Source organism: Kribbella sp. CWNU-51 (genome assembly GCF_054073265.1).
The window spans coordinates 29,478-42,645 of the sequence record NZ_JBSXMZ010000037.1 but is presented as its reverse complement, the minus strand read 5'-3'; the positions used below and the strand labels follow the sequence as shown (position 1 = coordinate 42,645).

Here is a 13,168-nt window from a genome sequence, read left to right as displayed (position 1 = left end):
GTCGCGTGACCAGCCCCGCACCCCGCCGTAACCGCGTCTGCAAGCGCGCCGTCGTCCAACGGACCGAGCGGATCACCCCGCACATGATCCGGGTCGTGCTGACCTCCGAGGACTTCGTGGACAACGGGACCACCGACCACTACATCAAACTGTTGTTCGGCAAGCCCGGCGTCGAGTACCCGGAGCCGCTGGACATGGGCGTGGTCCGCGAGACGTTCCCGGCCGAGCTCTGGCCGACCATGCGGACGTACACAGTGCGGGGTTGGGACGAAGACAGCAAGGAACTGACCATTGACTTCGTGTACCACGGCGACGAGGGTGTGGCTGGTCCGTGGGCTGCGGCTGCGAAGCCCGGCGATGTGCTGTGGTTCAACGGTCCGGGTGGTGCCTACGCGCCGGACGAGGCCGCCGACTGGCACCTGCTGGTGGGTGACGAGAGCGCCCTGCCGGCGATCGGTGCCGCGGTCGAGCAATTGCCTCCGGGCGCACGAGCGACCGTCCTGCTCGAAGTGGAGGACGAGACCGAGGAGCAGAAGTTCGGCGGCTCGGGCGAGGTCGACGTGACCTTCTTCCACCGCGCAGGCAGCGACACCGGCCGTGGTGACAGTCTGGTCGCCGCGGTCGCGGCCCTCGACTTCCCAGTCGGCGACCCGCACATCTTCGTCCACGGCGAAGCCGGCTTCGTCTTCCGCATCCGCCAGAACCTCTTCACCGACCGCGGCCTCCCCCGCGACCGCGTCTCCCTCTCCGGCTACTGGCGCCTCGGCAAGAACGAGGACGGCTGGCAGGCCGAGAAGGCGGAGACCTCCCGCAAGGAGCGAGAAGCCACCGCCTCCTGACCGGTCAGAGACCGCGGATGGAGAAGGTCTTGCAGTAGCACCGGGCAGGGCGCTGGCGCGCCGAGAACGTTGCCGGTGACCGGGTCGATCGCGCCGACCTTTCCAACCATTGCCGCGCGTGCCGCGTCGTACCAGGCATGGTTGAGGATCCTGCTTCGTTCGATCGGTTCGCGGCGGCGTACGACCGGTTCGTGAGTTTGCAGCCTGGACAGCACGTGGAGTGGGTGGCTGGGCTCGGGTTGCGTGGGGAGCGGGCGCTGGATGTGGGCTGTGGTTCCGGGCATGCGGCCGAGCGGCTGGCTGCGCAGTACGAGGAGGTCCTTGGCGTCGACCTCAGCGAGCCGATGATCGAGCTCGCCCGGACCAAGCGAGCCAAGCCGAACGTCGAGTACCGGGTGGACGACGTGTTCGCCGTGGACGACGACGGCTTCGATCTCGTTTACAGCCACACGATGATGCATCACCTGCCCGACTATCGAGCCGGCCTCCAACACCTCAAGGCTCTCGTTCGCCCGGGTGGGACGGTCGCGGTGGTGGACAACGTGTGCGATCGCTACCCGACTCCGCCGGGGTGGACGTACCTGCTCGGCGCCTGGCTGGGATTCCCGCGGCAGATCGCGCGGTTGGGGTTGCGGGATGCGTGGTTCGAGTTCCGCTTCTGGCACAGCAAGCCGTGGCTCGACCACCTACGGAGCGACCGGTACCTGTCGCGGTCGCAGTTCCGCGAGGTCTACGACAGCGTCTTCCCGGGTGCGCAGTACACCGACCTCGGGTTCGCGCTCGCGATGCGCTGGACCGACGGTCGCGGCGTCAGTGGGGCTTTCGGCGCGTGAGTACGTCGATCAGCGTGTCCGGCTGATTCGTCGGCAGGACCCAGTCCTCGCCCGAAGCCTGCAGGATGACGGCCGGTCCAGGAGTGGCAACCGCATGGTTCACCGCGATCGGGAACTTGAGCCGCTCGGCCCCCGACAGCGAGAACTCGAAGGTCCCCGTCACCTCGGCCAGGGGATAAGTCCGGAACTGCTGCTCCGACCGCGGGACCGGATGCGACTGAATCGTCACCGAGTCCGCCCCGACCAGCACCGCGGCCAACGGCAGTCCACGCAGCCGGAAGACCAGCTCGTACGGCGTATCCGCCAGCTCAGGTACGACGGGCACCAGCAACACGCGATCGGCGTACCGGGCCAGAGCCAGACCGCCGACCACGCCAACGATGAGCGCAGGTAGCGCGAGGATCGCCGGCCACCAGACGCCCGTCACCAGCGGGAACAGCGTCACGACCAGCCCGGCGATGCCGCCGTACAGCCCGCCGACGCCCATCCACCAGCGTGGCTGATAGCGGTGCCGCCGCCGCAGAATCCAGCCGAGCACGAGCATCCCGACCGGTACGACGCACCCGATCCAGGCCGCGGCCGGCCCGGTCGAGCTGATCCATGCGACGAACCCGAGCAGCACCAACGGGATCCCGAGATAAATGACCGCGACCACGCGCTGCACCCGCCGATGCCTGCGCTCCACTTCGCTCACAGGAAAACCCAAGCACATAGCCGCCCAACCACCTACTGTGCCGAGAGTGATCGAGATTCCCACGAAGCTGATCAAGAACCACGGCGAGCAGTCGGCCGAGTGGCTGGCGGGGTTGCCTGGGGATGCTGCGAAGTACCTCGACCGGTGGCAGTTGACGGTCACGGGTGAGCCGCTGAGTGGTGAGGCCTCGCTGATCCTGCCCGTCGTGCGGCGGGATGGCGCCGAGGCGATGCTCAAGCTCCAGCCGGTGAACGGCGAAAGCGATGGCGAGGCTCTCGCCCTGCGGACGTGGAACCACGACGATGTCGTCGAAGTGTTCGAGGACGACCCCGAGACGTCGACTCTCCTGCTCGAGCGACTCGAGCCGCGCACGCTGGACGACCTGCCCGACCACGTCGAGGCGACGCGGATCCTGGCCGAGCTTCTCGCCCGGCTCAGCGCCGTACCGGCTCCGGCCGGGATCCGGCAGCTCGCGGACATCGCGGGCGCGATGGTCGAGGACGCGCCCGGTCTGATCCCCCGGCTGGCCGATCCGGCCGAGCAACGGCTGGTACGGCGGTTCGTCGCTCAGGTGACCGAGCTCCTGTCGGAGTCTGGTGACCGGCTCCTGCACTGGGACCTGCACTACCTCAACGTGATGGCCGCGAAGCGGAAGCCGTGGCTGGTCATCGATCCCAAGCCGCTGGCAGGGGACCCGGCCTTCGAGGTCTTCCCGGTGCTGTGGAACCGGTGGGACGACCTGGTCGCGACCGGCGACCTGCCGCGGGCGATCCGGGACCGGTTCGACCTGATGCTCAAGATCACCGGGATCGATCGGGACCGCGCGCTCGGCTGGACGGCGGGCCGGATCCTGCAGAACGTCCTGTGGTTCGTCGGAGACGGCGCGACCCGGCTGGAGTCGGAGCTGGCGGCGATCTCGGCTGCCCTCTTCGTGTGATTACATGATTACGTGAGTACTCCGACGCTGTACGAATGGGCAGGCGGGCATGAGGCGCTGCGGCGGTTGACCGAGGTCTTCTACGACAAGGTGCTCGAGGACCCGGTCCTTGCGCCGGTGTTCGCGCACATGAGTGACCAGCATCGCGAGCATGTGGCGATCTGGCTGGGTGAGGTGTTCCGCGGTCCCAGCCGCTACACCGACGAGCTCGGCGGCTACCCGGCGATGCTGTCGCACCACATCGGTCTCGCGCTGACCGAGGAGCAGCGGTCCCGCTGGGCCGCGCTGATCGCCCAGAGCGCGGACCCGGCCGGGTTGCCGGACGACCCGGAGTTCCGGTCGGCCTTCGTCGCCTACGTCGAGTGGGGCACGCGGATCGCCCTCGCCAACTCCCAGCCTGGCGCAACCCCGCCCCCGAAGGCCCCGGTCCCCCACTGGGGCTGGGGCGAGGCACCGCCGTACCAGCCCTAGCTGACTCAGCAGACACCCGCGAGGGCGCCGCAGAACTGAGCGTTGGATACAGTCGCGGTTCACGACGAAACCGCGTGGCGGGGATGCGAGGGTGAACCTGTGACCGCTCAGCTCGAGTATCCCGGGATCCAGGACGACGATGCGCTGCTGTCCATCCAGGGCCTGTGGAAAGTGTTCGGCCCGAAAGCGCAGCGCGTCCCGCACCGTCCCGACCTCGCGTCCCTCGACCGAGCCACCCTGTACGCCAAGACCGGCTGTACGGCGGCCGTCCGCGACCTCAGCTTCGACGTCGCGCCCGGCGAAGTATTCGTGGTGATGGGCCTCAGTGGCTCCGGCAAGTCGACGCTGGTGCGTTGTCTCACGCGTTTGATCGAGCCGACCGCCGGCAGTCTGTTCTTCGAGGGCGAGGACCTGCGCGCGGCCGACGAGAAGCGGCTGCGGGCGTTGCGCCGGAGCAAGTTCTCGATGGTGTTCCAGCACTTCGGGCTGCTGCCGCACCGCAAGGTGATCGACAACGTCTCGTACGGCCTGGAGATCCGCGGCGAGAGCAAGCCGGACCGGCGCCGGCGCGCCCAGGAGGTCATCGACCTGGTCGGCCTGGCCGGCAACGAGCAGCTCTACCCCGAGCAGCTCTCCGGCGGCATGCAGCAGCGGGTCGGTCTGGCCCGTGCACTCGCCAACGATCCCGACGTCCTGCTCTTCGACGAACCGTTCTCCGCGCTCGACCCGCTGATCCGCCGCGAGATGCAGACCGAGGTCGTCCGGCTGCACCGCGAGGTCGGCAAGACGATGGTGTTCATCACCCACGACCTGTCCGAGGCGCTCAAGCTGGGCGACCGGATCCTGCTGATGCGCGACGGCGCCGCGGTCCAGTTCGGCACCGGCGACGAACTGGTCGGGGCACCGGCCGACGACTACGTCCGCGAGTTCGTGCGGGACGTGCACCGGCCCGATGTCCTCACCCTGCGCTGGATCGTCCGCGAACCGCGTCCGGACGAGCCGCTGGACGGTCCCGAACTCGGCCCGGACGTCCTGGTCCGCGAGGCCACCCGGCTCGTGCTCGAGTCGGACCGCCCGGTCAAGGTCGTCGCGGACGGCACGCTGCTGGGTGTGATCAGCGACGAGGAGATCCTCGCCGTCGTCGCGGACTCCTGATGGCCGCCATCACCAGCGACCTCCACGTCGAGGTACGCCGGCCCCGCCGCAGTGTGGTCGTCGGCGTCCTGCTCGTCGTCTGGGTTGCGGCGTACTTCGTTCTGCGCGGCATCGACAACCTCGTGCTCGGCGGTCAGGAGACGACCGCGTTCCACCGCTGGCTGACCGACCACCGCGACGATGTCGGCCAGGGCAACGCCGTCTTCGACGCGATCCGGGTGGGCGTCGACCACTTGGTCGTCCTGCTGCAGAACCTGATCTCCCAGCCGTCGTACGACCGGCCGGTCCCGGTGATCGGATGGCTCGGGGTCGTCGCGCTGGCGGCGTACCTGGCCTGGGCGTTCGGCACCTGGAAGGTCGCGCTGCTGACCGCGGCCGGGCTGGTGTTCGTCGGGTTGCAGGGGTTGTGGCAGGAGAGCATGGACACGCTCGCGCTGACGATCGCGGCCGTGCTGCTGTCGTTGCTGGTGGCGATCCCGCTCGGGATCTGGGCCGGTCTGTCGGATCGCGCGTTCCGGGTCGCGACGCTGGTCCTCGATCTGATGCAGACGCTGCCGACGTTCGTGTACCTCGCGCCGCTGGTGCTGTTCTTCGCGATCGGCCCGGCCGCGGCCACGATCGCGACGGTGATCTACGCCGCGCCGCCGGCCGTGCGGCTGACCGCGCACGCGATCCGATCCGTCCCGCCGGAGAGCGTCGAGGCGGCCCGGTCGCTCGGATCCACCCGTGGTCAGACGCTGACCAAGGTGCTGCTGCCGATGTCGCGGTCGACCGTTGTCGTGGGCATCAACCAGACGATCATGGCCGCGCTGTCGATGGTGACCGTGGCCGCGCTGATCGACGCGCCCGGTCTCGGCCAGACCGTGCTGAAGGCGCTGCAGACCCTGGACGTCGGCGTCGCGTTCAACGCCGGCCTGGCGATCGTGGTGCTCGCGATCGTGCTCGACCGCGTGACCACCGCGGCCGGCGACCGCCCCTGGCGTACGGCGAGTGTGCGCCGCAAGATCCTGCTCGGCGCGGGAGCGGTCGCGGTGCTGGTCGCGATCTGGTTCTCCCGGACCTACGTGTGGGCGGCGGACTTCCCGTCCGGTGCGAACCTCGGTTCGCGGATCGCGGTGATCGCCACCGACGTGACGAACTGGGTGCAGGATGTCTTCGGCGGGTTCACGTACGGCGTCCGGGACGCCATCACCAACGGTGTGCTCAACCCGCTCGAGGCTCTGCTGACCGGGTCGCCCTGGTGGCTCGTGACCGCGGTCGCCGTCGCGCTGGCCGCCGTACTCGGTGGTTGGCGTGGGGCGGTCCCGGCCGCGGTGTGCTCGGGGTTGCTGGTCGCGACCGGTCTCTGGCACGACAGCATGATCACGCTGGCCTCGACACTGCTCGCGACCGTCGTGGTCGTCGCCGTCGGTGTTGCGCTCGGAGTATGGGCCGGGCGCAACCGGCGGGTCGACACCTGGATCCGGCCGGTGCTGGACGCCGGGCAGACGATGCCGCCGTTCGTGTACCTGGTGCCGTTCCTGGCGTTGTTCGGCACCAGCCGGTTCACGGCGATCGCGGCCGCTGTCGTGTACGCCGTACCCGTCACCACCAAGATCGTTGCCGACGGCATCAGGGCGGTGCCGGTCGCGACCGTCGAGGCGGCCAACTCGGTCGGCTCGAGCAGCTGGCAGGTGATCAGCAAGGTGCAGCTGCCGGTGGCCCGGCGGGCGATCACACTGGCGGTCAACCAGGGCCTGATCTACGTCCTCGCGATGGTCGTCGTCGGCGGTCTGGTCGGGGCCGGCGCGCTCGGGTACGACGTGGCCGCGGGCTTCGCGCAGAGCGAGTTGTACGGCAAGGGCTTGGCGGCCGGGCTGGCGATCGTCCTGCTGGGCGTGCTGCTCGACCGGGTGACGCAGGCGGCGGCCCGCCGTACTCAGAGATTCCAAGGCTCTACTCAATTCAAAAGCATGGGAGACAAGCGGTGAAGAAGCTCCGGTACGCCGGTGTCCTGACGGCGGTGGCGCTGGCCCTGTCCGGGTGCGGTGGTGCGAAGGTCGGTGAAGACAAGCCAGCTGTCGCCGCGGGCAAGGACTGCGGCACCTTCAACCTGACTGTCAGCCCATGGGTCGGGTACGAGGCGAACGCGGCCGTGGTCGCCTACGTGGCGACCCAGGATCTCGGCTGCAAGGTGGTGAAGAAGGACCTGAAGGAAGAGATCGCCTGGCAGGGCTTCAGCACCGGCGAGGTCGACGTGAACCTGGAGAACTGGGGTCACGAGGACCTGAAGAAGAAGTACATCACCGACCAGAAGGTCGCGGTCGAGGCCGGCTCCACCGGCGTCAAAGGCGTGATCGGGTGGTACGTGCCGCCGTGGATGGCGCAGCAGTACCCGGACATCACCGACTGGAACAACCTGAACAAGTACGCCGCGTTGTTCAAGACCTCGGAGTCCGGCGGCAAGGGACAGTTGCTCGACGGCGACCCGTCGTACGTGACGAACGACGAGGCGCTGGTGAAGAACCTGGCGCTGAACTACAAGGTCGTGCAGAGCGGCAGTGAGACCGCGCTGATCCAGGCGTTCCGGGACGCGGAGAAGAACAAGAAGCCGCTGCTCGCGTACTTCTACGAGCCGCAGTGGTTCTTCAACGAGGTCAAGCTGGTCAAGGTCGACCTGCCCGCGTACAAGACCGGCTGCGACACCGACCCGGCCAAGGTCGCCTGCGACTACCCGCCGTACGACCTGGACAAGATCGTCTCGAAGAAGTTCGCCGACTCCGGCAGCCCGGCGTACAACCTGGTCAAGAACTTCCGGTGGACCAACGAGGACCAGAACGCGGTAGCCCGGATGATCGCGGTCGACAAGATGACCCCCGACGCGGCCGCCGAGAAATGGGTCAAGGACAACCAGTCGAAGGTCGACGCCTGGCTCGGGAAGTAGCTCTGAAGCGCCCTTGAGCTTGTTCTCACGGGCCGGGGGCAACTATCACGATGTGGGCGAGCAACGCCGACGACACGCCGGATTTCGGACAAAACCGGGTAAGTTCGGTCTCATGATCATCGTGACAGCTGCACTGAAGGGCGGGGTCGGCAAGACAACCACGTCGGTGTACTTGGCCTCGTTGGCATCTTCCAACCGCCGCACAGCCACACTGGTCGACGCGGATCCACAAGGCAGCGCAGCCGACTGGATCGAAGCCTCCGACGACCAGCACCTGGCCAGGATCGAGATCGCCGAGGCGCCGACCGAGCGCCTCCTGAGCAAGGCACTGGACAAGGTGCCGCCGGAGGGCATCGGCATCGTCGACATGCCCCCGTCCCACGAGCGGCTGCTGAACAAGGCGCTCGAACGGGCCCGGATCGTGATCATCCCGACCCGGGTGGGCGGGGTGGAGACACCGCGGGTGAAGGCCGTGCTGGACCTGGTGCCGGACAACATCCCGGCCGGGCTGGTGATCTGCTCGGCCCGGACCTACACCCGCAGTTACCAGGAAGCGATGCAGCAGTACGCCGAGGAGGGCATCCCGGTCTGGGGCACGATCCCCGAGCGGGTCTCCATCACGGCCGGCCCGACCGGACCGCTGGCCGCGGACGGACTGGAGTCCTACAAGAAGGTCTGGCGCAAGATCCTGGCCGCGGCCCGGACCTGATCGCCCGAGGTGGCCGGGTCGGCGAACTCGCTCGCAGACCCGGCCCGCCCAACTGTCGCGTCAGCGTTTCAGGGGTGGTTCGCCGCGGACGTACGAGCGGATGACAGTGGCGGCGGCGCCGCGCGCCCAGTTGTCGAAGGTGTGCGAGCGCAGCATCAGCCGGCAGTCTCCCGCGGCGCCGAAGGCATGGTCCGCGAACGTCTGCCGCATCCGCTCCTCGTACAGGTCGTACTCCGCCACGCCCTCGCCCGCGATCACCACGAGCTCCGGGCCGACCAGGTTCACCATCGCGGCCAGGGCCGCACCGATCACGTCACCGGCCCGGTCGAACGCCTCCCGCGCATGCTCGTCACCCTCGTGGGCGAGCTTGATCGCACCGGCCAGATCCAGGTCCGCACGCCCGGTCGTCTCGCGGGTCCGCGCCAGGATCGCGTCCGACGAGGCAACGGTCTCCACGCAACCACGCCGGCCGCACGTGCACACCAGGTTGCCGGGTGCGAGGGGGAGATGGCCGAGCTCGCCGGAGACGCCGTACGCGCCGGACACCACTTCGCCGTTGATGTAGAGGCCGCAGCCGATGCCGGAGCCGATCGTCACGACCGCGAACGAGTCCGCGTTCACCCCGACGCCGAACCAGTGCTCCGCCACGGTCAGCGCGCGGACGTCGTTCGTGACCACGATCGGCACCTTGATCCGCTTGGCGAGCAACTCCGCGACCGGGACGCCGCGCCAGCCCATCAGCGGCGAGTCACGTACCACGCCGTGCTGGGCATCCACATCACCGGACACCGCGACGCCGATCCCGATCAGCGGCCCGGCCAACGCCTCGCCCGACTTCAGCGAGCCGATCAACGCCTTCGCCAGCTCAGCAAGCCGCTCGATCACCCGCTCCGGCGCTGTGTCGTCGAGCTTCTCGTGCCGGACGCTCAGGATCCCGGCGGTGAAGTCCGTGGTCACCCCGATCAGGCTGGTCGGGGTCACCTTCACCCCGATCACGGAGACGCTGCTCGGTACGACGGTCAGCGGGCTGACCGGCCGTCCGATGCCGAGCTGGGTGTCCACCTCGGACGGCGCCGCCCCCTGCTCGGTGACGAACCCGGTCTCGATCAGCGGCGCGACCGCCTTCGTGACGGCCGCCTGGGAGAGCCCGGTCCGGCGCGCGATCTCCACCCGCGGGATCGGGCCCTGGGTCAGAATCCTGGTCAGCACCGCGACTCCCGCCGGCGTGGCCAGGGGGAGCGGACGATGAGGACGCAGCGGCACGAGAACAACCTACCGGCGAGTCCGCCGCTAAACCTCGATATTTCCCAGGATGGGTGAGGTCAGGGCCCACCGGATGGTGCGGGTGAGGCCTTCGCCGGCCGCGCGAACGACGGTCCGCTCGGCCAGCGGCAGGTACGGGAGGCGCAGCGGCCAGCGGGTCCACCACGGCAGCAGTCCGACCGCGGCGGCCGTGAGTACGCCGTACGCCGGACGAGCGGCCCACGGCACCGGCGGGTGGACGAGCATGAAGCGCGCAGCCTGGCGTGCCTCGCTCGTGCCGCGGAGCTCCGGCCGATACTCGGCCAGCATCTGACGTAGCTCGACCATGGTGGTCGGAGGGTCGACCACACCGAGCTTGCGGGCCACGAGTGCGGCGTCCTCGACGTACAGGTCCTGCTCCGTGGCGTCGAGCGGCTGCACGCCGTACGTCTGGTGGGCAGCGAGAAAGCTGTCCAGTTCGGCCAGGTGGACCCACCTGAGCAGGTGCGGGTCCGAAGCTCGGTACTTGACCCCGTCCGGACTGGTCCCGCGGACGCGCTCGTGCACCCCCTGCACGCGGGCGATCGCCTCCTCCGCGTCCGGGATCGCGCCGTACGTCGTGATCGCCAGGAAGTAGCTGGTCCGGCGCAACCGCCCCCACGGGTCGCCGCGGTAGCCGGAGTGCGCCGAGACGGCCGCCATCGCCAGCGGATGCAGCGATTGCAGCAGCAGGGCGCGCAGACCGCCGGCGAACATCGACGCGTCGCCATGCACCCGACGGATCGGGCGGTCCGGTGCGAACCAGCGTGGACCGGGGGTGTTGTGCACCCGGTTGCGTTCAGCCCGCGGGTCCGGACCCGCCACCTTCGTCATGATCATCCGCGCGAGTCCGTCTCGCAGCGGGTCGAGCGGTCCAGCGAGGGTGGCGGTCATACGACCAGTGTGCCTCGACCGATCCCGTCAGGGTTCCAGGCGGCCGCCGGACGAACGCTCGGCGTACTCGTCCTCCAGCAGCGAATAGAGGAGGGAGTCGCGCCAGTTGCCGTTGGTGAAGACGTGGTCGCGCAGGTGGCCTTCGTAGGTGAAGCCGATGCGCTTGACGACGGCGATCGAGGCCTCGTTCTCCGGGCCGATCGCCGCGGTGACCCGGTGCCTGCCGAGCGGGCCGAAGGCGAAGTCGAGCATCACGCGGGAGGCGTCGGTCGCGTAGCCGTGCCCCCAGTGGTCGGCGTGGATCGCATAGCCGAGCTTGGCCGCCCAGGGCCCGCTCGGAGCGATCCGTGCGAAGCCGATCACTTGATCGCCGTCCTGGCGGGTGACGGCGAGCATGTGCTCCGGGCGATCCTCCCGCGCCGAGCGCTCGATAATGCCGGCCAGCATCTCCGCCGCCTTGTCGCGGTCGTAGCTGTCGAACGCCATCCATCCGGTCACCCGGTCGTCGCCGGCGATCGCCAGGTAGTCGTCGAGGTCGGAGGGCCGAAAGTCACGGAGTCTGGTCAGGTCACCGGTCAGGGGCTCCATCCGGGCAGGCTACCGGGAGAAGGTCTGCATCGGCGTCCGGGTGAACATCTCGATCTCCTCCTGCAACTCCCGGGCGTCGTCTGCGCGGCCGGACTGCCGCAGCGCCTGGTGGACCCGGCGGGCCGAGTGCACCACGCCGTTGATCCGGCGCTCGGTCGGCAGGCCCAGCACCGGGGCGATCGCGTCGGCCGCGCCGTCCAGCTCACCGTTGGCGATCCGGCTGATCGCCATCGCGGCCTGGCTGCCGGCGGCGTCGCCGAAGGCCCACTCCGGGTGGTTCTGGTCGGCGTAGGCGTCGACGGCCTGGCTGGAGTACCGCTCGGCCTGGTCGACCTCACCGGGCAGCCAGGCGAGCGCGTCGGCGGCGTAGTACAGCTGGCGGTGACGGCCGAAGGTGCACAGGCCGCCCATCTCGTCCAGGTCGTCCTTGCGCACCGAGCTCCAGGCCTCTTCGGCCCGCTCGAGCGCGGCCCGGGTGGCCTCCGGGTTGCCCAGCGCCGCCCAGGCACGGGCCTCGCTGACCGGCAGCCAGACGCTGGTGGTGCTGTTTGCCTGCTCGGCGTACCCGGCGCCGAGCTGTGCGTACCGGACCGAGTCGTGCGGGTTGCCGGCCCAGTAGGAGACCAGGGACTGCAGGCCGCGCACCCAGGCGCGCAGGCCGTGGTGGTCGGCGTTGTCGGCGCACAGGAACGCGGTCCTCGCCTGCGTCAGGGCAGCATGCGGATTACCGAGGTCGTGGGACGCCTTGGCCAGCAGACCGCCGGTCACGCCGCCGAGGAAGTACAGCTGCCGCAGGTGCTCCGGGCGTTGCCGGCTCTCCAGCAGGGCGAAGACCAGGTCCTGGGTCTCGACCAGCTGGCCGAGGATCTCCGGCAGCGGGCGCTGCGGGTAGGCCTTCGCGACGTGGCGCACATCGTCGTACACCTGTTCCATGGCCTCGCTTCCGAGACCGGACTGGGCCGCGAGGGCAAACGCCCTCGCTCGGCTGGCAGCCATGTCGAGAACCTCCATCTCATTACCTGTCGTGATCCGTCCACTCGCGGCAGGTGACGGCACCACCTGGGCAGCCTGCTCGGGGACGTACGGCGCGAGGAGCTCCTCGACCGGTTTGCCGAACATGCGTTGCAGGGTGCGCCGGGTCTGAGGAGTGGTGCCTGCGCGCTCGCCCGATGCGAGGCGCCGCAGGTGCCGCTCGGTGATGGTTCCACCCAGCTCGACGAACTCGGCGACGATCTCGGAGTAGGTCTGGTTCCGGCGCTGGATCAGGTGCGCCAGGACCGTCTTTGGCGTATACCTACCCGCCATCGTTCCTCCTGTTCACGTCAGATCAGACGTTGTCTCGACTCATGCCCCACGACAAGGTGCGGTCCCCCAGATGTCCGCCAGAGGACCGGAAGAGGTCCGGCAAAGGTCCGGTCCAGGTCCTAGAGCGGTCACGGTGGGCTCGTGCACCATTACTGCCATGACAACCAGTAAGTCCAACTGGTTGCAAGGGCTCAGAGTTACGGGGTGAGAGGTAGTGACCATCGCGGAGATGACGTCGAGGCAGCACCGGCGCAGAGTTCGGGTCTGGTTCGGCGAGCATGTGATCGCGCAGTACGTCGCGGACGCGCCACTGGCGGCCCGCTACGAACAGGCGATGCGGCGCCGTTTCGCCGGTCTCCGAGTCACCAACGACCTGCTCGGCCCACTCGACAGCACCGACTGAACACCTGAACCTCCGGGTCCTCCTCAGACCCGGCCGCTGCGCCCTGGAGTCTCCTCACGTCCAGGGGTAGCACTTGGAAGGTCCGTGGCACTCCTCAGTCCCGGACGAAACCCAGGTGCGGTCCGGAGAACTCCTC

At 68.9% G+C, this 13,168-nt stretch carries 14 protein-coding genes; 9 read left to right on the top strand and 5 right to left on the bottom strand.

Features of this window, described 5'->3' with window-relative positions; translation table 11 throughout:
• The first annotated feature begins 5 nt into the window (after positions 1-5).
• Both ACXC9Q_RS30850 and ACXC9Q_RS30845 read left to right on the top strand, forming a co-directional pair.
• On the top strand, positions 6-839 hold the full coding sequence (locus ACXC9Q_RS30850; RefSeq protein WP_457060145.1) for a siderophore-interacting protein: 834 nt from the start codon (positions 6-8) through the stop codon (positions 837-839).
• Between the two features lie 137 nt (positions 840-976).
• Positions 977-1,672: a class I SAM-dependent methyltransferase gene (locus tag ACXC9Q_RS30845; protein WP_457060144.1), complete on the top strand. Its 696-nt coding sequence runs from the start codon at positions 977-979 to the stop codon at positions 1,670-1,672.
• On the opposite strand, the gene ACXC9Q_RS30840 is transcribed toward ACXC9Q_RS30845, so the two are convergent.
• Positions 1,650-2,366: a hypothetical protein gene (locus tag ACXC9Q_RS30840; RefSeq protein ID WP_457060143.1), complete on the bottom strand. Its 717-nt coding sequence runs from the start codon at positions 2,364-2,366 to the stop codon at positions 1,650-1,652. The two genes, ACXC9Q_RS30845 and ACXC9Q_RS30840, sit on opposite strands and share 23 nt — an antisense overlap.
• Before the next feature lie 37 nt (positions 2,367-2,403).
• Between ACXC9Q_RS30840 and ACXC9Q_RS30835 the strand changes: the two genes are divergently transcribed.
• From ACXC9Q_RS30835 to ACXC9Q_RS30810, 6 genes are all read left to right on the top strand, one after another.
• Positions 2,404-3,303, top strand: a complete 900-nt coding sequence (locus ACXC9Q_RS30835) for an aminoglycoside phosphotransferase family protein (RefSeq protein WP_457060142.1) — start codon at positions 2,404-2,406, stop codon at positions 3,301-3,303.
• Between the two features lie 12 nt (positions 3,304-3,315).
• A complete protein-coding gene (locus ACXC9Q_RS30830) occupies positions 3,316-3,774 on the top strand; it encodes a group II truncated hemoglobin (RefSeq protein ID WP_328524946.1) in 459 nt (152 codons plus the stop codon).
• A 99-nt stretch (positions 3,775-3,873) separates the two neighbouring features.
• Complete coding sequence (locus tag ACXC9Q_RS30825; protein ID WP_457060140.1) at positions 3,874-4,929, top strand: quaternary amine ABC transporter ATP-binding protein; 1,056 nt, start codon at positions 3,874-3,876, stop codon at positions 4,927-4,929.
• Positions 4,929-6,899 carry an ABC transporter permease subunit gene (locus tag ACXC9Q_RS30820; RefSeq protein ID WP_457060139.1) on the top strand — a complete coding sequence of 657 codons (1,971 nt, stop codon included), beginning with the start codon at positions 4,929-4,931 and terminating at the stop codon, positions 6,897-6,899. The genes ACXC9Q_RS30825 and ACXC9Q_RS30820 overlap by 1 nt, the downstream gene beginning before the upstream one ends.
• Positions 6,896-7,852 carry an ABC transporter substrate-binding protein gene (locus tag ACXC9Q_RS30815; RefSeq protein WP_457060138.1) on the top strand — a complete coding sequence of 319 codons (957 nt, stop codon included), beginning with the start codon at positions 6,896-6,898 and terminating at the stop codon, positions 7,850-7,852. The genes ACXC9Q_RS30820 and ACXC9Q_RS30815 overlap by 4 nt, the downstream gene beginning before the upstream one ends.
• A 112-nt stretch (positions 7,853-7,964) precedes the next feature.
• Positions 7,965-8,561, top strand: coding sequence for a ParA family protein (locus ACXC9Q_RS30810; RefSeq protein ID WP_457060137.1), 597 nt, complete (start codon positions 7,965-7,967; stop codon positions 8,559-8,561).
• A gap of 60 nt (positions 8,562-8,621) precedes the next feature.
• Here the strand turns inward: ACXC9Q_RS30810 and ACXC9Q_RS30805 are convergent, their stop codons facing one another.
• Genes ACXC9Q_RS30805 through ACXC9Q_RS30790 form a run of 4 tightly spaced genes read right to left on the bottom strand, consistent with a single transcriptional unit; the run spans position 8,622 to position 12,629 of the window.
• Positions 8,622-9,824: an ROK family transcriptional regulator gene (locus ACXC9Q_RS30805; protein WP_457060136.1), complete on the bottom strand. Its 1,203-nt coding sequence runs from the start codon at positions 9,822-9,824 to the stop codon at positions 8,622-8,624.
• 27 nt (positions 9,825-9,851) lie between these two features.
• Entirely contained in the window at positions 9,852-10,736 is an 885-nt protein-coding gene (locus ACXC9Q_RS30800) for an oxygenase MpaB family protein (protein ID WP_457060135.1), read from the bottom strand.
• Between the two features lie 27 nt (positions 10,737-10,763).
• Positions 10,764-11,324 carry a GNAT family N-acetyltransferase gene (locus tag ACXC9Q_RS30795; RefSeq protein WP_457060134.1) on the bottom strand — a complete coding sequence of 187 codons (561 nt, stop codon included), beginning with the start codon at positions 11,322-11,324 and terminating at the stop codon, positions 10,764-10,766.
• Between the two features lie 9 nt (positions 11,325-11,333).
• A complete protein-coding gene (locus tag ACXC9Q_RS30790; RefSeq protein WP_457060133.1) occupies positions 11,334-12,629 on the bottom strand; it encodes an XRE family transcriptional regulator in 1,296 nt (431 codons plus the stop codon).
• Positions 12,630-12,858: 229 nt separating this feature from the next.
• Between ACXC9Q_RS30790 and ACXC9Q_RS30785 the strand changes: the two genes are divergently transcribed.
• Positions 12,859-13,032, top strand: a complete 174-nt coding sequence (locus tag ACXC9Q_RS30785; protein ID WP_328524955.1) for a hypothetical protein — start codon at positions 12,859-12,861, stop codon at positions 13,030-13,032.
• Positions 13,033-13,168: the final 136 nt, after the last annotated feature.

Coding starts and splice junctions, on each gene's coding strand:
- ACXC9Q_RS30845 (WP_457060144.1), top strand. CDS start 977: ATGGTTGAGGATCCTGCTTCGTTCGATCGGTTCGCGGCGGCGTACGAC.
- ACXC9Q_RS30820 (WP_457060139.1), top strand. CDS start 4,929: ATGGCCGCCATCACCAGCGACCTCCACGTCGAGGTACGCCGGCCCCGC.
- ACXC9Q_RS30810 (WP_457060137.1), top strand. CDS start 7,965: ATGATCATCGTGACAGCTGCACTGAAGGGCGGGGTCGGCAAGACAACC.
- ACXC9Q_RS30800 (WP_457060135.1), bottom strand. CDS start 10,736: ATGACCGCCACCCTCGCTGGACCGCTCGACCCGCTGCGAGACGGACTC.
- ACXC9Q_RS30795 (WP_457060134.1), bottom strand. CDS start 11,324: ATGGAGCCCCTGACCGGTGACCTGACCAGACTCCGTGACTTTCGGCCC.
- ACXC9Q_RS30790 (WP_457060133.1), bottom strand. CDS start 12,629: ATGGCGGGTAGGTATACGCCAAAGACGGTCCTGGCGCACCTGATCCAG.
- ACXC9Q_RS30785 (WP_328524955.1), top strand. CDS start 12,859: ATGACGTCGAGGCAGCACCGGCGCAGAGTTCGGGTCTGGTTCGGCGAG.